The organism is Marinobacter sp. W-8 (genome assembly GCF_044342215.1).
Classification (GTDB): domain Bacteria; phylum Pseudomonadota; class Gammaproteobacteria; order Pseudomonadales; family Oleiphilaceae; genus Marinobacter; species Marinobacter nauticus.
This window is the reverse complement of sequence record NZ_CP172297.1, coordinates 3,256,264-3,280,015: the sequence shown is the minus strand read 5'-3', so window position 1 is coordinate 3,280,015 and position 23,752 is coordinate 3,256,264. Positions and strand designations below refer to the sequence as shown.

The window sequence follows — 23,752 nt, the reverse complement described above, 5'->3', positions numbered from 1 at the left end:
CGGGCTGTAGAGATGCGCGGTTCGGCTGAATAGGTATGCATCGCAACCAATGAGGTGAAATATGGCACTGTCTGCCAGTGAGAAAGCTCAGATCGTTAAAGATTTTCAGCAAGGTGATGGCGATACCGGTTCCCCTGAGGTTCAGGTAGCTCTGCTGAGCGCCAACATCAACAAGCTGCAGGATCACTTCAAGGCCAACAAGCAGGATCACCATTCCCGCCGCGGCCTGATCCGGATGGTAAACCAGCGTCGTAAGCTGCTGGACTACCTCAAGCGTAAAAACGCTGACCGTTACCTGGACCTGATCCAGCGTCTGGGTCTGCGTCGCTAATCCGGTTTAGCGACCTGATGGCTGGCCCGGGGGTTCCCGGGTTCAGCCGTGCTTCTCTCCCGCTCCCTGCCTTGCTCATTCCGAACAAGCAGGAAGCGTTTTTTGCTGCAGTTGATTTGTCTGTGAAACCGAAGGATTTTCCCTGTCACAATGGAAAGCCGCTATTGATAGCAGGTTGTTGAAAAGCCCGGGAACTCTGGCCGGGGTTTTGCAACAGCCTGTTAGCTTTCAGACGGGTTGCCTTTCGGTTCACTGATCAGACTGCTGCAGTTGTTGGAAAATGGCGAATGAATGGGTCATTGGCCAGAATCAAAACCGCTGAAAATGCAGGAGTTTATTGTGGAACTGCAACCACGTATCAAGACATTTGAAATGGGTGGGGAAACCTTCACCCTGGAAACCGGTCGTATTGCCCGTCAGGCAACCGGCTCGGTACTGGTAAGCACCGGCGACACTGCCGTTCTGGGCACCGTTGTTGGCGCCAAAGAGCCCAAGCCGGGCCAGGGCTTCTTCCCCCTGACTGTGAACTACCAGGAAAAAACCTACGCCGCCGGTAAAATCCCGGGTGGCTTCTTCAAGCGTGAAGGTCGTCCGTCCGAGAAAGAGACGCTGACCTCCCGCCTGATCGACCGTCCGATTCGCCCGCTGTTCCCGAACGGCTACATGAACGAAGTTCAGGTTGTGCTGACGGTTATGTCTGCCAGCAAGAACCACGATCCGGATATCGCTGCCATGATTGCTGCATCTGCAGCCCTGGCCATCTCCGGTATCCCGTTCGACGGCCCGATTGGTGCTGCCCGTGTGGGTTACACCAACGAGAAAGGCTACTTCCTGAACCCGACCTTCGAAGAGCTCAGCACTTCCCTGCTGGACATGGTTGTGGCCGGTACCGACGAAGCGGTGCTGATGGTTGAGTCCGAGGCCAAAGGCCTGACAGAGGACCAGATGCTGGGCGCCGTACTGTTCGGCCACCAGGAAATGCAGACTGCGATCACTGCCATCAAGGAATTTGCTGCCGAGAACGGCAAGCCGCGCTGGGAATGGCAGCCCGAGGCGGAAAACACTGAGCTGCTGAACGCCATCAAGGCCGAGTTCGGTGGTGCCATCGAAGAAGCCTACGCGATTCGCGACAAGATGGCCCGTTACGAGCGTCTGGGTGAGATCAAATCTGCTGCCGTTGAAAAACTGGCCGGTGAAGAAGAAGGCCAGCCTTCCGAAGAGGAAGTGAAGAAGTACTTCGGCAAGGTCGAGAAGTCTGTCGTTCGTCTGCAGGTTATCGAAGGCAAGCCGCGTATCGATGGCCGTGACAACAAGACCGTTCGCCCGATCAAGGTGGAAGTTGGCGTACTGCCGTCCGTTCACGGTTCCGCCCTGTTCACCCGTGGTGAGACCCAGGCTATCGTTACCGCTACGCTGGGTACCACCCGTGACGTGCAGATCATCGATGCCCTGGAAGGTGAGCGCAAGGACCCGTTCCTGTTCCACTACAACTTCCCTCCGTACTCCGTAGGTGAAGCTGGCCGCATGGGCAGCCCGGGCCGTCGTGAAATTGGTCACGGTCGTCTGGCCAAGCGTGGTGTAGCCGCGGTTATGCCGACCATCGAAGAGTTCCCGTATGCCATTCGTGCGGTTTCCGAGATCACTGAATCCAACGGTTCCAGCTCCATGGCTTCCGTGTGTGGTTCTTCCCTGGCCCTGATGGACGCTGGTGTGCCCCTGAAGGCGCCGGTGGCCGGTATCGCCATGGGTCTGGTCAAGGAAGGCGACAAGTTCGCGGTCCTGACTGACATCCTGGGTGACGAAGACCACCTGGGCGACATGGATTTCAAGGTTGCCGGTACCAAAGACGGCGTTACTGCGCTGCAGATGGATATCAAAATCCAGGGTATTACCGACGAAATCATGGAAATCGCCCTGGAGCAGGCCAACGCTGCGCGTCTGCACATCCTGGACGAGATGAACAAAGTGATCGCCGAGCCCCGCGCCGAGCTGTCTGAGCGTGCGCCGAGCATCACTACCATCAAGATCCATCCGGACAAGATCCGTGATGTTATCGGTAAGGGTGGCGCTACCATCCGTGGTATCTGCGACGAAACCGGTGCGTCTATCGACCTGGACGACGACGGCAACGTGAAGATCTACGCCGACAACGCAGCAGCTGCACAAGCCGCCGTGAATCGGGTGAAGGAAATCACTGCCGAGATCGAAGTGGGTGCTATCTACAAGGGCCGCGTTGAGCGCATTGTGGACTTCGGTGCCTTCGTTAACATCCTGCCTGGCAAGGATGGTCTGGTGCACATTTCCCAGATCTCCGAGCGCCGTATCGAGAACGTCACTGACGAGCTGAGCGAAGGTCAGGAAGTTCTGGTCAAGGTGCTGGATGTGGACAACCGTGGTCGCGTTAAGCTGTCCATGAAGGAAGTTAAGGAAGGCGAGCAGCCGACTGACTTCGCTGACTAAGATGATTCTTGGTTAGAAAAACCCGCCCGGCTTCAAGTCTGGCGGGTTTTGTCGTTTATGGGCCTTGTAGTTTTAGTGCCTGCAGCGGTTGTGGGAAGCCTTTCCAAAAGACGCTACGAGCACATCCATGTGCGCTTCTTTCGGGCCGTCCATGGCCCTCAAGACTTTTGGAAAGGCTTCCCACAACCGCTGCGCTAGACCTTGTGCTTGCCTCTAAAGGTCTTTTTTCATGAATTCCAGTACTGCCTCCCTGTATGCGGGAATCACAAACGTCGCCGCATGGGGCGTATCGGTCTGCAAGAACTCCTTGGGTTGCTCCGCCGCCTCATACAACCGGACACCGTGCTCAAACGGAATGATGCCATCCCGAACGCTGTGGATAATCATCACCGGCACCGGTGACACGCCTGCGATCTTGTCGGTGCCTTCGTAGTCATCCGGGATGGTCCAGCTCAGGGGGTACTGGAACGGCCAGGTGAGCCAGAAAAGGTCGAGTTTTTCCCGGGCAATGTAGCGGAAGCCGGAGAAGGTGCCGTCGAGGATGATGCCGTTTAGCTCTGGTTGTTCGTCTCGCTGCACCCATTCGCTGGCCAGGGCGATACCGAGGGCGCCGCCGAGGCTTTGGCCGAGGATATAGAGCGGGTGTTCACTATCGGCGCGGCGTTGGGCCAGCCAGCGCAGTCCGGTTTCCACGTCGTGCAGTGCGCCTTCGATATCGGGGGCGCCGGTGGATTGGCCGTAACCGCGATAATCGATGGTGAACACGTTGTAGCCCTGTTCTGGCAGCCAGGCGGCGTTGAGGATGTGTGCGCTGATGTTCTGGGCGTTGCCGTGCAGGTAGTAGATGGTGCCCTTGGCGGGTTCGTCGGTGAGGGCAGGGAGCCACCAGCCGTGGAGGGTTTCGCCGTCCGCGGTCTTGAGGTAGATGTCTTCGTATTCCAGGTTGAGTCGGTCCGGGGTGATGTAAGTGGCATTGTCCGGATAGAAGAACACGCTGCTGCATCCGGTTTGCAGCAGCGTGGTGATGGCCAGCAGGGTGATGAGAGCCGTTTTGGTATTCAGAAGTAAGCGTGTAGGCCGGCTTGCCATGTGCTTTGGTACCTGTCGTAGTGGTCTTCCCGGGTGAATTTGGCGAATAGGCTGAATTCCCGGCCAATGTGCCAGTTGGCTTCGGCGTAAAACTGGTCTTGCCGGTGTTGGCTGCTGACGATCCAGGCTTTGGTTTTTACGCCGGTCAGCAGGCTGAAGCGGTTGTTCTGGTGCAGCAGGCCGAGGTCTGCGCCCGGTGCGAAATCGTAGCCCCGCTTGATGTCATCATCGATTTCCACATCGGCCGTGGCAATGGTGAAGGCTTGGGTGTTCTGGCCCAGGCTCCAGCTGCCGCCGGCTCCGCCTTCGAGATAGGGGGCCAGTACGCGGTCATTGCCGGTGTCCGTGCGGCGGCCGCCGAAGCCAACTTGCCAGGAGATCGGTGCAAAGAACTGGTTCCGGGGGCTCAGGGAGCGTATTTCCACGCCGGTGATCTGTTCCACCTGAAGTTCGTCGTTTTTGTGGTAGAGCCTGGCGTCCAGGCGCAGGAATTGAAGCTGTGCACCGGTACGGTAACCGGCGGGCGGATCCAGTACGTCGTGGTAGGCCGGCCGGATGGTCAACTGGGTGAAATCGCTGTGGGCGAGCTGGCCGGAACCGAGACTCAGGCGAAAGGTGTCATGCCCCTGATCGTCGCGGATCTCCGGTTCGGGCACGTCTGGAAGTTCTGCCGCATCCTCAATCTGGCTGCGGGCGACCAGTAGTTGATGAGACAGCGGCGCCGCGTGTTCCCGGGGCCAGCCTTCGGCTTCGCTCTGGTAGCGTACGTAATCGTACGTGGCATCCAGGAGTTGGGCGCGGTCGTCTTTACCAAGCTTACGGACTTCCGGGTCGTTCACTGCCACATAGCCATTGGCCAAGGCTGCGGCGATGGTCTGGTGGTCTGCGGGCAGGCTGTCCAGGCTATGGGCTACCGAGGTGGCGGCAGACGGGCGGTAATGGATGCTTTCAAGCAGGCCGGCATCTCTCACCCAGCGCACGGTGTCAGACGGGATAGCGTGAGTGCTTACTTCGTCGAGCAGGTCTGTTCCCGGGCGGGCGGCATCGATCAGGGCTAACAGGCGGTAGGCGCAGTTCTCATCGAAGAAATAGTAATCAAAGTTCTTGTCCTGAATTTCCCAGGTATGGGCCAGCAGGGTGTCAACCTCCTGTTGGTCGAGATTCAGGGTGTACTCCCAGAGATCCCGGTGTTCGATGTCGTTGTACAGCCGGATCATTTCGTAATAGGGCTTGATGGAGGTAATGCCTGGATAGCCCCCGAAAATACCCCGATAGGCAAACAACAACTCGCTGTCATGTTCAGCGGCATCGGCTGCGTAGGAAATAGTGTTGGCAAGCAGCAGATCGGTTTCTTCGTCATCCTGGGGGGGATCGAGCCGCAAGAAGGTGTGTCCGAACATGGATGAGGGACTGTTCAGGTAGGACGCAGCAAACACCAGGGTGACTTTCTCGGTATTCAGTGTGCCTGCCCATTCCTCGAAAGCGGGGCAGTTTACCGGTGTATCCGGCAACTCCAGTTGTTCTCTCAGCCAGGCATCCCGGGCCGGGAATCGACAGCGGGCGTGGCTATCACCACCTCCGGGACGTTGTATGGCCTCCAGGGTGGCTTCCAGCTCGGCTCTGGGCGATGTCTTGCCGTTGTCACTCAGAAAGAACGCCGGGTCATCGGCCTGGCTGGTGTAATCGGAACCGAACCTGTCCTGATGATAGTGGCCGAGGGTCAGCCAGGTTGGATGAAGGTGAAGGTTGTCAGGCAGTGTAACGGTTTCTGCCTGTGCCCAGGCGGTACTGCATGCAAGCCATAAAACGGCCTGCCCGGTGCGAAGGGTAAAGCCCATGGAGTTGGTAGTTCCGGATTGGTGGCTCTGGGGTTTGTGCGCCGTCCCTGGCGCCATTCTGTTCCATTGTCGCCCGTGATCAGGCGGCCACGTATTTGCTCAGAGCGTCGTTCTGCTCCAGCAGGGCCACGATGGCGTCTACGGCTTCACCTGAGGTGGTATCAGCGTTGGGGAAAATGGAAGCAAAGTTGTCTTGCAGTACTTTGCGGAAGGTATCACGGTCAGTTTCTTCTACACCCAGCAGGACTGCCAGAGTATCCAGGTTTTCGCCAGAACCGCGGGACATGTCGCGGGCAACCTTATCGATGTTGCTGTCCATGTACATGGCCATGGATTGAACAGACTGGTTGGTCTGGCAACCCAGAGTGCCGGTGGTCATGCCGAAGGTCTGGTTACCGAAGGTTCCGTTGGTGGTAGCGGCCAGGACATGTGGAGCAATGCCGGACTGCCCTTTCCAGATCATGGCACCCACGCCACAGCCGGGCTGTGCGAACGCCATGGAGGAAGCACCAAGAAGAATTGCACCTGCGATCAGTTTTTTCATTATCCACTCCTTTCTGTGGTTATAGCTTTGTCGCATACCCTGCAGCGTTCGAATTCCGTGGCTGCAAGACAACGGCCAGTGTCTGGTTTGGTTAAAAGACCGTCTGTTTGAGTATAGATCAAAACCTGAAATCGCAAGTTAAGCCACTGTTAAAAAAGGTAGCGGCCTGATACACAGAAATACGAACATGTGTTCATATTTCTAAATCGAACAAAAAATCATCTGTTAGCCGCTATTGTTATATAGAGTGTATTTCAGTATAGTGCGCGCGGCCATGAGGGCCATGCAACAACATATGGAGAGTTTGTTTTGAAAAAAGCGCTTATTGCATCAACACTCGTTCTGGCCGGCGCTATGTCCGGTTGTTCCTCCCTCAACGTAAGCTCCAGCTCCATGCCTGTTACTGCTCCTCTGCAGACAGACGTGAAAGCAGACGTTGAAGTAGGCGAGAAGATTTCTGGCAAGGCTTCCGTTACCAAGGTTCTGTTCTTCACCATCGGTAGCGACAAGCAGTTCTCTGACGGCGTTTCCTACGGTGGATCCACCGGCGGTGGCCTGCCCTTTGGCGATCCGGTTGCCAAGGCCAAGTCTGCAGCAGCTTACAAGGCCATTGAGTCTTCTGGCGCAGACATCATCGTAGCTCCGCGTTACACCGTTGAAACTGAAGACTTCGTTGTTTTCGGTACCATCAACGTAACCGTTGAAGGCTACAAGGGCACCATCAAGAGCATCAAGTAAGCTTTTGTGAGTCCCAAAGAAAAGCCGGAGCGCTGATTGCCTCCGGCTTTTTTGGTTCTAGAGTGGGTTAACCACCCAGGTAGGCATCCCTCACTTCCGGATTGGCCAGCAGGTTCGTGCCGGTGTCGTGCAGGCGGATACGGCCGGTTTCCAGCACATAGCCCCGGTCTGCCAGGCTCAGGGCCTGGTGAGCGTTCTGCTCCACCAGGAACACCGTAATCCCTTCCTCTCTCAACTGGCCGATGATCTCGAAGATCTGCTGAATGATGATCGGCGCCAGCCCCAGTGACGGTTCGTCCAGAATGATCATTCTGGGTTTGCTCATCAGCGCCCGGCCGATGGCCAGCATTTGCTGTTCACCGCCGGACATGGTGCCGGCCCGCTGATGTTCACGCTCTTTCAGCCTCGGGAACAGCTCATAAACGTGATCCTGGCTTTTGCGGATTTCCGATTTGGTGTTGAAGAAACCGCCCATGTGCAGGTTCTCTTCCACCGTCAGCCCGGGAAACACCCGGCGGCCTTCGGGCACAATGGCAATGCCGGAGCGCATGATGTTGGAGGTGGCTTCATTGGTAATGTCGCGGCCTTCCAGAATCACCCGCCCTGAGCTGGCCTGCGGGCTGCCGCAGACGGTCATCAGCAGCGTGGTTTTGCCGGCGCCGTTGGCGCCGATCAGTGACACAATCTCGCCCTTCTTCACTTCCACGGATACGCCGTGCAGGGCCTCGATTTTGCCATAGTGGGTATGTACGTCTTCCAGTACCAGCATGGTGTCTCCTCAGGCCTCGCCCAGATAGGCTTTGATCACATCGTCGTTCTGGCGAACTTCGTCCGGTGTGCCGGCAGCCAGGGGGCGTCCCTGGTTGATGACGGTAATCCGGTCTGAGATGTCCATAACCAGGCTCATATCGTGCTCAATCAGCAATACGGAAACGTTGTAGTCCTCTTTCAGGCTGACAATCAGCTGGTTGAGGTCTTTGGTTTCCGCCGGGTTCAGGCCTGCGGCTGGTTCGTCCAGCATCAGCAGTTTCGGTTCGGTCACCATGCAGCGTGCAATTTCCAGCCGGCGCTGCTGGCCATAGGCCAGGTTGCCGGCCTCCCGGTTGGCCAGTTCCAGCAGGCCAACCCGATCCAGCCAGTAGGCGGCCCGGTCAAGGGACTTGCGTTCCCGCTCCCGGTAGTCGGGTGTCTTGATCAGGCCGGATATCAGGTTGGTGTTCAGGTGCCGATGCTGGGCCACCAGCAGGTTTTCCACTACGGTCATCTGGCCGAACAGGCGCACGTGCTGGAACGTTCGCACCATGCCCAGTCGGGAAATCTTGTAGTCCGGTTTACCCTGGACTTCATTACCTTCAAACAGGATCTTCCCGCCCGTGGGCTTGTAAAAACCACTGATGCAGTTGAAGACCGTGGTTTTGCCGGCCCCGTTGGGGCCGATGATGGAGACTATTTCGTGTTCCTGCACGTCCAGGCTTACCTGGTCGACTGCCAGCAGGCCGCCGAAGCGCATGGACAGATTCTGTACTTCTAACATGTCTGTCACTCCTGGCGTCTGAGTTCAATGTGAATGCGGCGCATGGGCATCAGCCCCTGTGGCCGCCAGACCATCATCAGCACCATGGCGGCACCGAACACCAGCATCCGGTAGTCGGAAAACTCCCGGGCCAGTTCCGGCAGGATGGTCACGGCAACGGCTGCAAGCACGACGCCCAGCTGCGATCCCATGCCGCCGAGCACCACGATCGCCAGGATGATGGCAGACTCAAGGAACACAAACGACTCCGGGCTGATAAAGCCCTGCTTGGAGGCAAATACAGTGCCGGCAAACCCGGCAAAGAACGCGCCAATGGTAAAGGCGGAGAGCTTTACCGCGGTGCGGCTCAGTCCCAGGGATCGGGCCGCAATCTCGTCCTCCCGCAGGGCTTCCCAGGCACGGCCAACGGGCATGCGCATGAACCGGCGGATGATCAGGGCTGTGATCACGGCCAGAACCAGAGCGATCAGGTAAAGGAATATCACCTTGTGCTCGCCGCTGTAGGCGATACCGAAGGTCTCATGGAAGGAGGTGTTGCCTTCTTCGCGCACCCTACGGCCGAATTCCATGCCGAACAGGGTAGGGTCGGGAATGCCGCCAATGCCGTTGGGGCCGCCGGTGACGGCCGTCCAGTTATTGAGCAGAATCCGGATGATTTCACCGAAGCCGAGGGTGACGATGGCGAGATAGTCCCCTCGTAACCGCAGCACCGGGAAGCCCAGAACCAGGCCAAACAAGGCCGCCAGGCAAGCCCCGATAGGCAGCGCCATCCAGAAGGAGATGCCGGCGTATTGGGACAGCAGGGCAAAGGTGTAGGCGCCAACCGCGTAGAACGCCACGTAGCCAAGGTCCAGCAGGCCGGCAAGACCGACCACGACGTTCAGGCCCAGTGCCAGCATGACGTAGATCAGGACCAGAGTGGCCAGATCCACAGCACCTCGGGAAACGAAGAAGGGCCAGAACAGGGCCAGAACGACAATGCCGGTAAGCACCCAGGATTCGATTTTCGCCCGCTTGTTCTCGGCCATCGGCTCCTTCTGGGTTTTGGGCATTGGGCTGGGGATGCTCTTGAGCCCGCCCATGATCTGATCCCGGAACAACTGGAACAGGAACACGATCACCGCGGCCAGCAACACGAGGACGACTGTGCTGGTGTCGGCGCCGGTCAGGGTCACGCTGATGCCCTGGGCTTCCAGATTAAAGCCGATGATCGGGTAGGAAATAATCAGTGTGATGATCGCGCAGAAGAGCGCGTGTCTGAAATTGTTGGCAGCCATCAGATCTTCTCAACCTCCGGTTTGCCCAGCAGTCCGGTGGGTTTGAACAGCAGAATCAGAATGAGCAGGCTGAACGACACCACATCTTTGTATTCACCACTCAGGTAGCCCGAGGTCATACTCTCGGCAACGCCGAGGATGAGGCCGCCCAGCATGGCGCCGGGAATGCTGCCGATACCGCCAAGGACGGCTGCGGTGAAGGCTTTCAGGCCGGCAATAAAGCCGAAGAGTGGATCCACAGACCCGTAATACATACCAAGCAACAAGCCGGCGACGGCTGCGAGGGCTGCACCAATCACGAAGGTTGCCGAGATGATGCGGTTGGTATCGATGCCCAGCAGGTTTGCCATGCCGAGATCCTGCGAGACCGCGCGGCAGGCCCTGCCGATACGGGAGCGGGAGATGAACAGGGAAAGTGCGGTCATACAGATCAGGGTAGTGATGAAGATGGTGATCTGAATGTAGGAGATGGACATCGGGAAGGTATCTTCGGAGCCGAACTGGAAACCACCTTCAATCAACGCCGGGAAGCCGATGTTGCGGGAGCCCTGGGCGAGGTGGACATAATTCTGCAGGAAGATGGACATGCCGATGGCGGAGATCAGTGGAATCAGGCGGTGACGCCCGCGTACCGGCCGATAGGCCACTCGTTCCACGGCCCATCCCATGGAGCTGGAGACAATCACCGCGCATATAAGCGCAACGATCAGTACTAGGGGTAACCAGGCGATACCGAGGGTGGCCAGGCCCGTTATGGCGATCAGCGCGGTGTAGGCGCCGATCATGTAAACCTCACCATGGGCAAAGTTGATCATGCCGATGATGCCGTAAACCATCGTGTAGCCGATGGCGATCAGGGCGTAAGTGCTCCCGATCGTCAGCCCGTTAATGAGCTGTTGAAAAAAATACAGGAGGTCTTGCATGTTTGTGGAACTCCGAAAGCCCGCTCCCTCGCCTGGCTGCGACCGATCACTGGTGTCGCCGGTGCGGATGCAGTGAGGGTCTGCAGGAGCCCAGAAAAACACCTTCCCCCGGATCGCGGTGGGAAGGTGCTCTCATTATTACCGTTAGTTAACGATTTTGGCTCAGTTTACCGGAGTTTTACTACCGTCTGAATGCCATTCGTACACCACAAACTCGAACGACTTCATGTCGCCGGCTTTGTCGTACTGAACGGTGCCGATGGGGGTCTCGAAGCTTCCGGTACGAAGGGCCTGGGCCACATCGAACGGATCTTTTGAGTCGGCCGCTTCAATGCCTTCCGCAATCAGCTGTACGGCGGCATAGGAGGTGAGTACGAAGGGACCGGAGGGATCTTCACCTTTGGCATCAAAGGCGGCGATCAGCTCCTGGTTTTCCTCTTTCTGGTCGAAGCTGGGGGGCAGGGTAACCAGCAGGCCTTCGGCGGCTTCACCCGCGATGGTGTTGATGTCTTTGTTCCCCACGCCTTCCGGGCCCATGAACTTGGCATCTACGTCAGACTGGCGTGCCTGGCGGAGGATCAGACCCAGCTCAGGGTGGTAACCGCCGTAGTACACGTAATCGACATCGGCCTGTTTGATTTTGGTGACGAGGGAAGAGAAGTCCTTGTCACCGGCGGTAATGCCCTCAAACATGGCGATTTCGATGCCGGCATCCTGCAGGGTGTCGCGTACGGCGGTGGCAATACCTTCACCGTACTGCTGCTTGTCGTGCACGATGGCCACGCGCTCGGGGCTCTGGCTGGCAATGTAGTTGCCGGCAACCGGCCCCTGCATGCTGTCCAGGCCGATGGTGCGAAACACCAGTTCGTAGCCGCGCTCGGTGATTTCCGGGCTGGTGGAGGCCGGCGTGATCATCAGAATGCCTTCGTCTTCATAGATGTCAGACGCCGGCTGGGTGGAGCTGGAACACAGGTGGCCCACCACGTAGCGAACACCTTCATTGACCAGACGGTTGGCAACGGTGACGGCCTGTTTCGGGTCGCACACGTCGTCCACTTCCACGGCCACCAGGTCTTCACCCATAACACCACCGGCGGCGTTAATGCGCTCGATGGCCATGCGGGCACCAGAGAACTGCATGTCGCCATACTGGGCAACGGGACCGGTCATCGGGCCGGCAATACCAACTTTAATTTCAGCGGCGGCCTGGCCGGCAGCCATCAGAGCAACGGACGCGCCTACAGCGGTAGCGAGTTTCTTTACGGAGGTTTTCATCGTGTTTTTCCTGTTTGTGTCAGGGTTATTCTTATGTTCTCAGAGACTTAAACAAACACCACAGTCTGTTGCTTGTCAAGCAAATCAGGCCAGGGTGTCCGCTCTGGAACACGGCGCAGCTATCGGGAAAGAATTAGCAAACGCCGTGCCGTCCTGAGCAGTGTCACGCGTCCGTGCTGTCGTCCTTATCTTGAAAGACAAGATTCCTGAAACTTTCGTGATCGTGCAGCTGTTCGAAGCTAGGGTCAACCGATGCGTCGTCGCGATAGGCTTCCGCGATATCAATGGCTTTTTCCAGATTGCTGACGGCATCTTCCCAACGGCCGATCTCGGCATAGGCGCACGCCAGCTGGTAGTGAGCGTGGCCGTTGTCTGGTGCCAGTTTCAGTGCCCGCTGGCACAGGCTGATGGCCCAGAGGGGCTCCTGCATTTCGAGTACAGCGTCGGCTTTATAGCTCAATGCCTCAACATCGTCGGGGCGCAGGTCAAGAATCTGGTCGTAGGCGGCGATCTTGTTCTGTTGTGAGGTCTCCTGGCTTGCCTTCAGCCAGAGCGCATGCACCTCGTTGGTGCGCTCAATCTCAGCCTGGTTCTGATGAATAATCTCGGACTTCTGCTGCAGTTGTTCCTCAATGGACTTCAGGCGCTGTTCATATTCCACCACCAGCTCGTTTACCCGTTTCTCGGCCAGGCTGGTCAGCTGGTTGCGCATGTCGCGGATGGAGTTCCAGCCAATCACCACCAGAATGGAGGTGGCGCCGGCGATCAGGTAGAAAAAGTAAGTCACCGTGTCGGTGGCGTAGGACATGGTTTTGTCGGCCACGGACAGTTCCTTGTCCACCACTTTCTCGATCAGTTCCGCCCGGGTATTCTGCATCTCCTGGCGCAGTGCCTTGGTCTCCTCCAGCAGGTAAAGCTCCACAAACGGGGTATACATGGGTTTTTCCAGGGTTCGTGTGCTTTCCTCTACGTCTTCCGCGGTCAGCTCTTCTTCCGGGCCGAGTTGTTGTTGCTGGGCATTAGCCTGGCCGACAAAAGTGAGCGCGAGGGCGAACATGAGGTAATACCTGATCATTAACCAGATCCATCAGTCAGTGAATTGAAGCGATTGCTGACCTTAGCATAGTGGCTGGCAGAAATAATGCTGCATTGCCCACCGGAGGGGGTAATGCCAACAAGAAAGCAAGCTAGCAAAACTGCACACTTGCAATCCTTGGTGCAAAGACCTCTAATAATTAGTGGTATAAATAATGGTCAGACATCTCTTCCGGGGGACGGATGTGAACAGCTATGAGCAGGTTTTGGTGGCATTACGCCGGGTAATCCGGGCCACGGATCTTCATTCCAAGCGACTCAGCAAGCACGCCGGGCTTACCGGCCCCCAGTTGCTGATCATGCGCACCATCCGGGATCTGGGTGAGGTTACGATCGGCACGATTGCCGAGAACGTGAGTCTCAGCCAGGCCACGGTGACGACCATTCTCGACAGACTGGAGCATCGCAAACTGGTGTACCGGGTTCGCAGCACGAGAGACAAGCGCAAGGTTCACGCCCATCTCACGGAGGAAGGTGCTGAGATTCTGGCTCGTGCGCCCAACCCTCTGCAGGAGGACTTCATCCAGAAGTTTCAGAGCCTGGCGGAGTGGGAGCAGACCATGATTCTGGCCTCGTTGCAGCGCGTGGCCAACATGATGGATGCCGATGATATTGATGCTTCACCGGTGCTGACCGTTGGTTCGGTTCTGAAAGACGACGGCTGGAAAGAAAAGCCCTGACCTGGTTTTGAGACCGGCCCTGATCGAGGGCCGGCCTCAGCAGTTCATTAATGAACGCTTGATCCCTGCTTCGGCTTGTTGCCAAAACACACCTGGAACACATCGTTGTAGTGTTTGGCAAAGTTCACCGAGATACCTTCTTTCAGATAATCGGGAAGCTCCTCGTAATCCCCGCGATTCGCTTCCGGCAGGATCAGGTTATTGATCTTCTGTCGGCGTGCGGCAATCACCTTTTCCCGAATGCCACCCACGGGCAGGACCTGCCCGGTTAACGTCAGTTCCCCGGTCATGGCCAGGTTCTGTTGCGGTGCTTCCTTGCGGGCAATGGACAACAGGGCGGTGGCCATGGTGATGCCGGCGCTCGGCCCGTCTTTTGGCGTTGCACCCTCGGGCACGTGCAGGTGGACAAAGGATTTGTCGAAGAAAGTCGGGTCACCCTTGAACCGCTTGAGGTTGGAGGACACGAAGCTGTAGGCGATTTCGGCCGATTCCTTCATCACATCTCCCAGTTGTCCGGTGAGCTTGAAGCCCCGCTGGCTGCTGTGAATGCGTGAGGCCTCAATGCTGAGAGTGGCGCCGCCCATGGCGGTCCAGGCCAGGCCCGTCACCACGCCGGTGCCTTTCAGGGACTTCTCCTTCTTGAATGCCGGCTGGCCGAGATAGTCGGTCAGATCGCCAACACCCACTCGAACCGGGTCATCCGGGTTTTCCAGCAGGCGCACGATGCCCTTGCGGACAATCTTGTGCAGCAGCTTCTCCAGATTCCGCACGCCGGCTTCCCGGGCGTAGCCCTCAATCACCTGGCGAATGGCAGCGTCGCTGATGTTCAGCTGCTTCTTCAGCAGGCCCGCCCGTTTGAGCAAGCGAGGTACCAGGTAATGTTTGGCAATGGCCAGTTTTTCTTCGCCGATGTAGCCGGACAGGCGGATCACGTCCATCCGGTCCAGCAGCGGCCGGGGGATCGTGTCCAACTGGTTGGCGGTACAGATGAAGAGCACTTTCGAGAGGTCCATGCGCACATCCAGGTAGTGATCCAGGAACTCCCTGTTCTGTTCCGGGTCCAGGGTTTCCAGCAAGGCTGAGGCCGGGTCGCCCTGGTAAGAGCTGCCGATCTTGTCGATCTCGTCGAGCATGATCACCGGGTTGGCCACTTTGCTGTCTTTCAGGGCCTGTACGAACTTTCCGGGCATGGCGCCGATGTAGGTGCGACGGTGTCCCTTGATTTCGGCTTCATCCCGCATGCCGCCCACGCTGAAACGGTAGAACTCCCGGCCCAGGGCATCCGCTACCGAATGGCCGATAGAGGTTTTACCGACCCCGGGCGGGCCGACCAGCAGCAGTATGGAGCCGCTCACTTCGCCCTTGAACGTGCCTTCAGCCAGAAATTCAATGATCCGGTCCTTTACATCGTCCAGGCCGTCATGGTCCCGGTCCAGAATCTTGCGGGCCTCGGCCAGATCAAAATGATCCTGTGAATGCACGCCCCAGGGTACCTGCGTTATCCAGTCCAGATAGTTGCGGGTTACCCCGTATTCCGGTGAGCCCTGCTCCAGCACCTGCAGTTTCTGGATTTCATCCTTGAATCGCTCCTGCACGGCTTCCGGCGGATTCAGTTTCGCCATTCGCTCTTCGAAGCGTTCCACGTCCGCCGTCTTGTCATCCTTGGCAATGCCCAGCTCCCGCTGGATCACTTTCAACTGCTCGCGCAGGAAAAACTCCCGCTGGTGCTTCTGCACCTTCTCGTTCACTTCCTCGTTGATCTCGGATTGCAGGCGGGCGACCTCCTGCTCCTTACGCATCAGCAGCAGTACTTTTTCCATGCGCCGGAGCAGGGGCACGGTATCAAGAACATCCTGAAGTTCGCGACCCGGAGCGCTGGTCATGGATGCACCGAAGTCCGCAAGGGGTGAGCTGTCATCGGGCCCGAAGCGGGACAGATATTGCTTCACTTCTTCGCCATAAAGCGGGTTGGTGCGCAGCAGTTCCTTGATGGCGCTGATGATGGCCAGGGTGTAGGCCTTGAGTTCGTCGGCCGGTTCTTCGGGCTCCTGTGGGTATTCGACTTCCACCAGATAAGGTGGGCGACGGCGAAGCCACTGGACAATTCTGAACCGTTGCAGACCCTGGGCAATGAACTGAACCTTGCCACTCTCATTCTGGGCTTGATGCACGCGCACGGCGCAGCCCATGGTCTCAAGGTCTTCACTCTCCGGAATGCCGTTTTCGGCTTCTGGATTCTCGACAAAGCAGATGCCCAGAACCCGATGATCGGTTTCACCAACCCGCTTCAGGGTTTCCTGCCAGGGGTCCTGGTTGACCATGACTGGCTGTACCTGAGCAGGAAAGAACGGCCGGTTGGAGACCGGCAGAATATACATGCGCTGCGGCATAACCTGCTGTGGCAGCGCCAGGCTCTTGCTGTTTTCGTCTTTGCCGATGTATTCGGTCACGTCTTCTTCAAATTCTTCCAGGGAGTCTTTGCGGTTCTCGTCATTCATACCGGATTGCTCTCAAGGCGTGAGTGGTTAAAGACCTATGTAACGACAAAAGCCGGGTTTTCAAGCTGGCTTGATTTTTCCGCCGCTGGCTCCATATCTTCAGACAATTTCATTCATTCTGGTTCAGGTTCCCGACATATGAGCAATTCGCCGCATATCTTTGATGCCACCGCCGACAACTTTCAGCAGAAAGTGATGGAAGCCTCTGCCACCACGCCGATTCTGGTGGATGTATGGGCGGAGTGGTGCGCGCCCTGCAAACAGCTGATGCCGATTCTGCAAAAGCTGGCGGAGGAATATCAGGGTAACTTCCAGTTGGCCAAGGTGAATGCCGACGAACAGCAGGAACTGACGGCCTCCCTGGGAGTGCGCAGTCTGCCGACCATCATTCTGGTGAAGAATGGTCAGGCCGTGGATGGCTTTAACGGTGCACTGCCAGAGAGCGAGATTCGCAAGATTCTGGAAAAGCACGTTCAAGCCCCGGCAGAAGACCCTTACGAGAAAGCCCACGCTCTTTGGGACGCGGGTGATGTGGATGGAGCTCTGGCCATCCTCACGGAGTTGAACCAGAAAGACCCGGAAAACCTGGACGTGCTGATTGACCTGGCCCAGTTGAAAGCCGAGCAGGGCGATCTGGATACCGCCGAACAGGTGCTCAACAGCCTGCCGCCGGAAGAAAAAATGCAGCACAAAGCCAAGCAGCTGGCGGCCAGGGTGAAGTTCCTCAAACAGTCGGGTGAACTGCCCGCGCAGGTGGAGTTGGAGGCAAAACTTGAAGCCAACCCGAAAGATCCTGAGGCCCTGCATCAGTTGTCCCTGCACATGGTTTTGCAGGACAAAAACGCGGAGGCCATGGATTTGCTGATCCGGCTGATGCAGGCCGACAGCACCTACAAGGACGGCGTCGCCAAAACCACATTGGTGGAGCTGTTTGAGAAACTGGGCAACAACAATCCGGATGTGCGCACGTATCGTAGGAAGCTGTATACGTTAATGCATTGAACGGTATGTTTGTTTATCTGACTGGAAATAAAAGGCCGGAAGGGTAATCCTCCGGCCTTTTTGGTTAGTGCAGGCTGAGCGGTCAGCCATTCCCCTTCTTCATCGCCTCAAACTCATCCTCAAAGAAGAACTTCTCCTCCCCGAAGGCAGGCTCCAGCTCATGCAGCCAGGTGGCCGTTTCGCTGTACTTGGCGAAGAACGGGCGCTGCACCCAGTCCGGGTTGCGGCCCTGCAGGAAGCGCAGTACGAAGACCTTCTCGCCCTTGATTTCGGTGATGCCCTGGATCTCCACCTTGCCGGGGCCGGCGCTCATGCTGGGGCCGCGGGCGGTGCGGGCCAGGCCGCTGACCTGCTTCATGGCCTCACGGTAAATGTGGTAGGCCTCAGCCAGGGGCACTTCGAAGTAGTTCTTGGCGCCGGTGTCCCGCTCTACAAACATGTAGTAGGGGATGATGCCCAGCTTCACTTCTTTCTTCCACAGCTTGGCCCAGGCATCGGCATCGTCGTTCACATGCTTGATCAGCGGGCCCTGGGCGCGGATCTCGGCACCGGTGGCGCGAATGCGGCGGATGGCCTCTTCCGCGATGTCGGTGGTGATTTCCTGCCAGTGGTTGTAGTGGGCCATGATGGCCACGTGCTTGCCGGCATCAACCAGCTTGGCAAACAGTTCGATCAGCTCGTCGGCATCCTTGTCGGTCACGAAACGGTACGGCCAGAAGGTGAGGGCCTTGGTGCCGATGCGGATGGTCTGGATGTGGTCGAACTCCGGCTGAAGCAGCGGTTCCAGGTACTGCACCAGGTTCTTGGTCTTCATTACCATGGGGTCACCGCCGGTCACCAGCAGGTCGGTCACTTCGGTGTGTTCCTGCAGGTAGCCGTGCAGTTTCTCGGCATCGGTGCTGGCCATTTTCAGGTCTTTGTCACCGACAAACTGTGCCCAGCGGAAGCAGAAGGTGCAGTAGCTGTGGCAGGTCTGGCCTTGGGATGGGAAGAACAGCACGGTTTCGCGGTACTTATGCTGCACGCCGTCCAGCACCTCGCCGTCCAGTTCAGGCATGTTCATTTCCATCTGCCCGGCCGGGTGTGGGTTCAGTGCGTCGCGGATTTCCTTGGCGGCGGCCTGGATGTCTTTCTTGTCGGCGCCTTCCCGGTGCAGTTGCGCCATGCGCTCGTAATGTTCGTCCTTGAGCATGCCTTTCTGGGGAAAGACCAGTTGATAGATCGGGTCGTTGGGCACCTTGTCCCAGTTGATCAGTTCGTTGATCACATATTCGTTAACCCGGAAGGGCAGCACGCTGGCCACCACTTTCATTTCAAACAGGGTTTCCTCGGGGAGATTCTGGATCGCCTCAATCTTGTCGAGCTGGCGGTCGGTAAAAACCTTGAACCGGCGCTCCTCGAATTCCTGAACCGGAATTCGGTTCGGAAAGGTGACGATGGAGTTCATGGATCGCCCTCTGTTGTGAGCCAAAGACAAAAGGAGGTGTGCCTCCTTCACTGGTTAAAAAACGGGCAGGCAAGTATACATAAATCATAATTTATTTTCAGGTCTAATTAATAAAACGGAGGTCCGGGCGAGGGTTTTCGGTCGTTCAGTCGGTATTAGCGCCTATTTGTCGTTAAAGGATGCGAAAAGTCGTGAACGACAGTTTTAGATTATGCTTAGTGTGTTGATGTAAATGAGCGCTGGGAGAGGGTTCGACCTTGGTCGGAGATCGGTTGTTTCGTGATCGGAATATCGCCATTATTGCGTAAGTAATCTAAATAAATGGCGGCTATCCGCCATTCAAACAGGTGTTTGTTTGTTTCTTAGTGTCATTTTGTAGTAAAAAAACGAAAGTTTTGCTTCTGCTGGATAGTCAGGGCTGGCAGAACCATTCTCCGCGCAATCGGTCCGTGCCAAAAGCCATACCGATAACCGTTCGCGCGGCAGGAAAAATGAGAAAGCTGTTCTATGCTTGAGAGAGGTCAATCACGCAGCTCAGCCTTTCTTACAAGCTGACGTTTCCACAAAAATACTGCATACCATCGCAGCTTATCGACTTCGCACCGTCTGTGGCTGCTGATCGTGGCCGGCGTTGCACCTTTTGATGCCAAGGGGAGGGTTTGATGTACCAGGATGATGATCCCATTGAAACCAGCGAATGGCTGGATGCGCTGGAATCTCTGATCGAGAACGAAGGCGTAGACCGGGCCAAATACATACTTGAACGGCTTTCCGAGCGGGCCAGCCGTGATGGCACGGAGTTGCCCTATTCCATCACCACGCCATTCCGAAACACCATCCCGGCGACCCAGGAATCCCGTATGCCGGGGGATCTGTTTATGGAGCGCCGTATCCGCTCGCTGATCCGCTGGAATGCCATGGCCATGGTGGTGCGCGCCAACAAACGCCCGGGCGATCTGGGTGGCCATATCTCCACGTTTTCCTCGGCAGCCACCCTGTACGATGTGGGCTTCAACTATTTCTTCCACGGCGGTGGTGAGGACCGTGCTTCAGACCTGGTGTATTTCCAGGGCCACGCGTCGCCGGGCATCTATGCCCGTTCCTTCCTGGAAGGTCGCTTCAGCGAAGAGCAGCTGGACAAGTATCGCGAAGAAGTCGATGGCGAAGGCCTGTCTTCTTATCCACACCCCTGGCTGATGCCGGATTACTGGCAGTTCCCGACGGTATCCATGGGGCTGGGGCCGATCCAGTCCATCTACCAGGCCCACGTGATGAAGTACCTGCACAGCCGTGAGCTGATCGATATGGACGGCCGCAAGGTGTGGGCGTTTGTCGGCGACGGCGAGTGCGACGAGCCGGAAACCCTGGGCTCCATTTCTAAGGCCGGCCGCGAGAAGCTGGACAACCTGATCTGGGTGGTTAATTGCAACCTGCAGCGCCTGGACGGCCCGGTACGGGGCAATGGCAAGATTGTTCAGGAGCTGGAAGGCGTGTTCCGCGGTGCTGGCTGGAACGTCATCAAGGTGGTCTGGGGCCGCATGTGGGATCCGCTGTTCGAGAAAGACGAAGACGGCGTGATGCAGCGGGCCATGGATGAGCTGTGCGATGGCGAATTGCAGAACCTGACGTTCAAGGGTCCCGCCTATACCCGCAAGGAGTTCTTCGGCAAACATCCGGAGCTGGCCAAGCTGGCGGATAATCTGTCAGATGAAGACATCAGCAAACTTAACCGTGGCGGCCACGATCCTTACAAGGTCTACGCGGCTTATCACAAGGCTGTGAACCAGGCCAACGGCAAGCCCACCGTGATTCTGGCCCACACCATCAAGGGCTATGGTTTTGGTGCAGCGGGTGAAGCCCAGAACACGGCACACTCTTTGAAGAAGCTGGACATCGATACCCTGAAAGCATTCCGGGATCGTTTCGGTGTGCCGCTGAAGGACGAAGAACTGGAAGACGTGCCTTATTACCGTCCGGCGCCGGACAGCCCGGAACTGGTCTATATGAAGAAACGCCGGCAGGAGCTGGGTGGTTTCTATCCCAAGCGCAACAAGGACTGCCAGCCGCTGCAGATTCCGGAACTGGATATCTTCAAGCAGGTGCTGGAAGGCTCCGGTGGCCGTGAGATTTCAACTACCATGGCCTTTGTCCGGATTCTGAGCGCCCTGGTCAAAGACAAGCGTATCGGCAAGCGCGTTGTACCTATCGTGCCCGACGAAGCCCGTACTTTCGGTATGGAAGGCATGTTCCGTCAGTTGGGTATCTACACGGCGGAAGGCCAGAAATACGTGCCCCAGGATCGTGACCAGATCATGTACTACCGCGAGGACAAGAAAGGCCAGATCCTGCAGGAAGGCATCAACGAAGCGGGTGCCATGTCCACCTGGATGGCCGCGGCGACTTCGTACAGTACCAACAGCTTCCCGCTGATTCCGTTCTACGTGTTCTACTCCATGTTCGGCTTCCAGCGCGTTGGCGATCTGGCCTGGGCGTCTGGCGATATGCAGGCCCGTGGCTTCCTGATCGGCGGTACCGCTGGCCGTACCACCCTGAACGGCGAAGGCCTGCAGCACCAGGACGGTCACAGCCACGTACTGGCGAACACCATTCCGAACTGTAAGGCCTATGACCCGGCCTACGGCTACGAAATGGCCGTGGTGATCCGTCACGGTATGAAGGAGATGTTCGAAGACAACCAGAACGTCTACTACTACCTGACCATCGAGAACGAGAACTACGAACAGCCCGCCATGCCGAAAGACTGTGAAGACGGCATCATCAAGGGCATGTACAAGTTTGAGTCTGTGGAAACCAAGGGTCGCAAGAAGAGCCCGCGGGTTCAGCTGCTGGGCGCCGGCTCGATCATGAACGAAGTGCGCGCCGCCGCACAGATGCTGAAAGACGACTGGGGTGTGGCTTCCGATGTGTGGAGCGTAACCAGCTACAACGAACTGGCCCGTGACGGCCAGCACGTGGAGCGCTGGAACCACCTGCACCCGGACGACAAGCCCCGCAAGGCCTACGTGACCCAGTGCATGGAAGATGCGCAGGGGCCGGTGGTGTCGTCTACCGATTACATCAAACTGCACTCTGAGCAGTTGCGGGCATTCATCCCGAAAACCTACATGACCCTGGGCACCGACGGTTTCGGCCGCAGCGATACCCGTGAGAAGCTCCGTAACTTCTTCGAGGTGGACCGTTACTATGTGGCGGTTACCGCCCTGGCCGCCCTGGCTAAAGATGGTGAGATCAAACAGGAGCAGGTTCTCGAAGCCATGCGCAAGTACGGAATCGATCGCAACAAACCGAACCCGGTGCTGAGCTAAGGAGACCGCCATGAGTGAACAGGAAATCAAGGTTCCCGATCTCGGCGGTGCTGATGAAGTCGAGATCATCGAAATCATCGTCAGTGAAGGGGATTCGGTAGAGGAAGAAGATCCGATTCTGACCGTGGAATCCGACAAAGCCTCGGTAGAACTGCCGGCCCCCGCCGCCGGCAAGATCACCAAAATCACCGTGAAGGTGGGTGACAAGGTGAAAGAGGGCGACGTGATCGGCATGCTGGCCGCCAGTGGGGATGCTGGCGGCTCGGACGATGCCGGGGATGACAAGTCGGAACAGGCCGAGGAAAAAACCGAGGCGCCATCTGAGGCCAAATCGGAAGACACCAAGCCGGCTCCGAAAAAGAAGAAGTCTGGTGGCTCTCGCACCGAAGTGGTGAAAGTGCCGTCGCTGGATGGCTTTGAAGATGTGCCGGTGATTGAAATCAACGTGGCTGAAGGCGATACGGTTGGTGAGGAAGACCCGCTGGTAACAGTGGAGTCCGACAAGGCCACCATGGAAATTCCATCGCCCTACGCGGGCAAGATCGGCAAGATTCTGGTGAAGGAAGGCGACAAGCTCTCCGAAGGTTCAGACCTCCTGGAAATGACCATCGAAGACGATGGTGACGACGAGGACGAATCTGCAGATTCCGGTGACAGCGCCCAGGCAGACAGCCAGGAAAGCAAACCGGAGAAACCCCAGGACAAACGGGATTCCGAGCCTCAGCCGCAGGGCTCTACCTACGAGCCACCGTCACCTGGCACCAAGGTGCACGCCGGTCCGGCCGTGCGTAAACTGGCCCGGGAGCTGGGGGCAGACCTTACGCGCGTGAAAGGTTCCGGCCCGAAAGGCCGGATCGTGAAAGACGATGTGCACGCCTACGTGAAGAGCCAGTTGCAGCAGGCCCAGCAGGGCAGTGGCGTAGCCACTGGCTCTGGCATTCCGGGCGTGAAGCTGCCGGACTTCAGCCAGTTCGGTGAGATCGAGCGTGAAGGCATGTCCCGCATGATGGCGGCCACGGCCACCAACATGCAGCGCAGCTGGCTGAACGTGCCCCACGTAACCCAGTTCGACGATGCCGACATCACTGAAATGGAAGCCTTCCGCAAGGGCCAGAAAGCGGCCGGCGAAAAGCGTGGCGTGAAAATGACCCCGCTGCCGTTCCTGCTCAAGGCCTGCGCGGCGGCACTGGCGGAACTGCCTCAGTTCAACGTGTCCCTGGACATGGAGCGCAAAGAGGTGGTGCGCAAGAAGTACATCCACATCGGCATTGCGGTGGATACACCCCACGGCCTTATGGTGCCGGTGATCCGGGATGTAGACCAGAAGGGCCTGTGGGAACTGGCGGCCGAAAGCGCCGAACTGGCCCAGAAGGCGAGGGACAAGCAGCTGAAGCCGGCAGAAATGCAGGGTGCCTGCTTTACCATCACCAGCCTGGGCGGCATTGGCGGCACAGCGTTCACGCCGATCGTGAATACGCCGGAAGTGGCGATTCTGGGTGTGTCCAAAGCCTCCATGAAGCCGGTTTGGGATGGCAAGGCATTCCAGCCGCGGCTGATGCTGCCGCTGTCGCTGTCTTACGACCACCGTGCGGTGAACGGGGCGGATGCTGCCCGGTTTACCAACCTGCTGACGCAGCTGCTGGGGGATATTCGTACTCTGCTGCTGTAGTCCTGAATTGAGGGCCGCTCCGTAGC

At 57.5% G+C, this 23,752-nt stretch carries 18 protein-coding genes; 7 read left to right on the top strand and 11 right to left on the bottom strand.

The window, feature by feature from the left end; all coding sequences use genetic code 11:
• Positions 1–61: 61 nt before the first annotated feature.
• Positions 62–331: a 30S ribosomal protein S15 gene (gene rpsO, locus ACF8YQ_RS15280; RefSeq protein ID WP_014422591.1), complete on the top strand. Its 270-nt coding sequence runs from the start codon at positions 62–64 to the stop codon at positions 329–331.
• A 345-nt stretch (positions 332–676) separates the two neighbouring features.
• Positions 677–2,791, top strand: coding sequence for a polyribonucleotide nucleotidyltransferase (gene pnp, locus ACF8YQ_RS15275; protein WP_396623317.1), 2,115 nt, complete (start codon positions 677–679; stop codon positions 2,789–2,791).
• A gap of 213 nt (positions 2,792–3,004) precedes the next feature.
• Here the strand turns inward: pnp and ACF8YQ_RS15270 are convergent, their stop codons facing one another.
• From ACF8YQ_RS15270 to ACF8YQ_RS15260, 3 genes are all read right to left on the bottom strand, one after another.
• Complete coding sequence (locus tag ACF8YQ_RS15270) at positions 3,005–3,880, bottom strand: alpha/beta hydrolase (protein ID WP_396621892.1); 876 nt, start codon at positions 3,878–3,880, stop codon at positions 3,005–3,007.
• On the bottom strand, positions 3,850–5,718 hold the full coding sequence (locus ACF8YQ_RS15265; RefSeq protein ID WP_396623316.1) for a DUF4105 domain-containing protein: 1,869 nt from the start codon (positions 5,716–5,718) through the stop codon (positions 3,850–3,852). The genes ACF8YQ_RS15270 and ACF8YQ_RS15265 overlap by 31 nt, the downstream gene beginning before the upstream one ends.
• 79 nt (positions 5,719–5,797) lie before the next feature.
• Positions 5,798–6,262: a DUF3015 domain-containing protein gene (locus ACF8YQ_RS15260; RefSeq protein ID WP_011786753.1), complete on the bottom strand. Its 465-nt coding sequence runs from the start codon at positions 6,260–6,262 to the stop codon at positions 5,798–5,800.
• Between the two features lie 309 nt (positions 6,263–6,571).
• Between ACF8YQ_RS15260 and ACF8YQ_RS15255 the strand changes: the two genes are divergently transcribed.
• Entirely contained in the window at positions 6,572–7,000 is a 429-nt protein-coding gene (locus ACF8YQ_RS15255) for a hypothetical protein (RefSeq protein WP_041655081.1), read from the top strand.
• Between the two features lie 67 nt (positions 7,001–7,067).
• Here the strand turns inward: ACF8YQ_RS15255 and ACF8YQ_RS15250 are convergent, their stop codons facing one another.
• The 6 genes from ACF8YQ_RS15250 to ACF8YQ_RS15225 form a co-directional block, all read right to left on the bottom strand.
• Positions 7,068–7,769 (bottom strand): ABC transporter ATP-binding protein, encoded by a 702-nt coding sequence (locus ACF8YQ_RS15250; RefSeq protein ID WP_222533963.1) that lies wholly within the window; start codon positions 7,767–7,769, stop codon positions 7,068–7,070.
• A 9-nt stretch (positions 7,770–7,778) separates the two neighbouring features.
• Positions 7,779–8,534, bottom strand: a complete 756-nt coding sequence (livG, locus tag ACF8YQ_RS15245; protein WP_011786750.1) for a high-affinity branched-chain amino acid ABC transporter ATP-binding protein LivG — start codon at positions 8,532–8,534, stop codon at positions 7,779–7,781.
• Positions 8,535–8,539: 5 nt separating this feature from the next.
• A complete protein-coding gene (locus ACF8YQ_RS15240) occupies positions 8,540–9,811 on the bottom strand; it encodes a high-affinity branched-chain amino acid ABC transporter permease LivM (protein WP_396621891.1) in 1,272 nt (423 codons plus the stop codon).
• Positions 9,811–10,734 (bottom strand): high-affinity branched-chain amino acid ABC transporter permease LivH, encoded by a 924-nt coding sequence (livH, locus tag ACF8YQ_RS15235; protein WP_014422583.1) that lies wholly within the window; start codon positions 10,732–10,734, stop codon positions 9,811–9,813. Before livH ends, ACF8YQ_RS15240 begins: the two co-directional genes overlap by 1 nt.
• 162 nt (positions 10,735–10,896) lie before the next feature.
• Positions 10,897–12,009: a branched-chain amino acid ABC transporter substrate-binding protein gene (locus ACF8YQ_RS15230; protein ID WP_011786747.1), complete on the bottom strand. Its 1,113-nt coding sequence runs from the start codon at positions 12,007–12,009 to the stop codon at positions 10,897–10,899.
• 163 nt (positions 12,010–12,172) lie between these two features.
• Entirely contained in the window at positions 12,173–13,084 is a 912-nt protein-coding gene (locus ACF8YQ_RS15225) for a TPR end-of-group domain-containing protein (RefSeq protein ID WP_396621890.1), read from the bottom strand.
• A gap of 175 nt (positions 13,085–13,259) precedes the next feature.
• On the opposite strand from ACF8YQ_RS15225, the gene ACF8YQ_RS15220 reads away from it, so the two are divergent.
• On the top strand, positions 13,260–13,784 hold the full coding sequence (locus tag ACF8YQ_RS15220; RefSeq protein WP_396621889.1) for a MarR family winged helix-turn-helix transcriptional regulator: 525 nt from the start codon (positions 13,260–13,262) through the stop codon (positions 13,782–13,784).
• A gap of 47 nt (positions 13,785–13,831) precedes the next feature.
• Here ACF8YQ_RS15220 and lon read toward each other — a convergent pair whose 3' ends face one another.
• Complete coding sequence (gene lon / locus ACF8YQ_RS15215; RefSeq protein WP_121207592.1) at positions 13,832–16,282, bottom strand: endopeptidase La; 2,451 nt, start codon at positions 16,280–16,282, stop codon at positions 13,832–13,834.
• A gap of 138 nt (positions 16,283–16,420) precedes the next feature.
• On the opposite strand from lon, the gene trxA reads away from it, so the two are divergent.
• Entirely contained in the window at positions 16,421–17,284 is an 864-nt protein-coding gene (gene trxA, locus ACF8YQ_RS15210; RefSeq protein ID WP_396621888.1) for a thioredoxin, read from the top strand.
• A gap of 82 nt (positions 17,285–17,366) precedes the next feature.
• Here trxA and ACF8YQ_RS15205 read toward each other — a convergent pair whose 3' ends face one another.
• Positions 17,367–18,731, bottom strand: coding sequence for a KamA family radical SAM protein (locus ACF8YQ_RS15205; protein WP_396621887.1), 1,365 nt, complete (start codon positions 18,729–18,731; stop codon positions 17,367–17,369).
• A gap of 662 nt (positions 18,732–19,393) precedes the next feature.
• Here ACF8YQ_RS15205 and aceE point away from each other — a divergent pair.
• Together aceE and aceF are read left to right on the top strand one after the other, a co-directional pair.
• The gene (gene aceE, locus ACF8YQ_RS15200; RefSeq protein WP_396621886.1) at positions 19,394–22,057 is read left to right on the top strand and encodes a pyruvate dehydrogenase (acetyl-transferring), homodimeric type; all 2,664 of its coding nucleotides are present in this window, start codon (positions 19,394–19,396) and stop codon (positions 22,055–22,057) included.
• A gap of 10 nt (positions 22,058–22,067) precedes the next feature.
• Entirely contained in the window at positions 22,068–23,726 is a 1,659-nt protein-coding gene (gene aceF, locus ACF8YQ_RS15195; RefSeq protein WP_396621885.1) for a dihydrolipoyllysine-residue acetyltransferase, read from the top strand.
• The last annotated feature ends 26 nt before the right edge of the window (positions 23,727–23,752 follow it).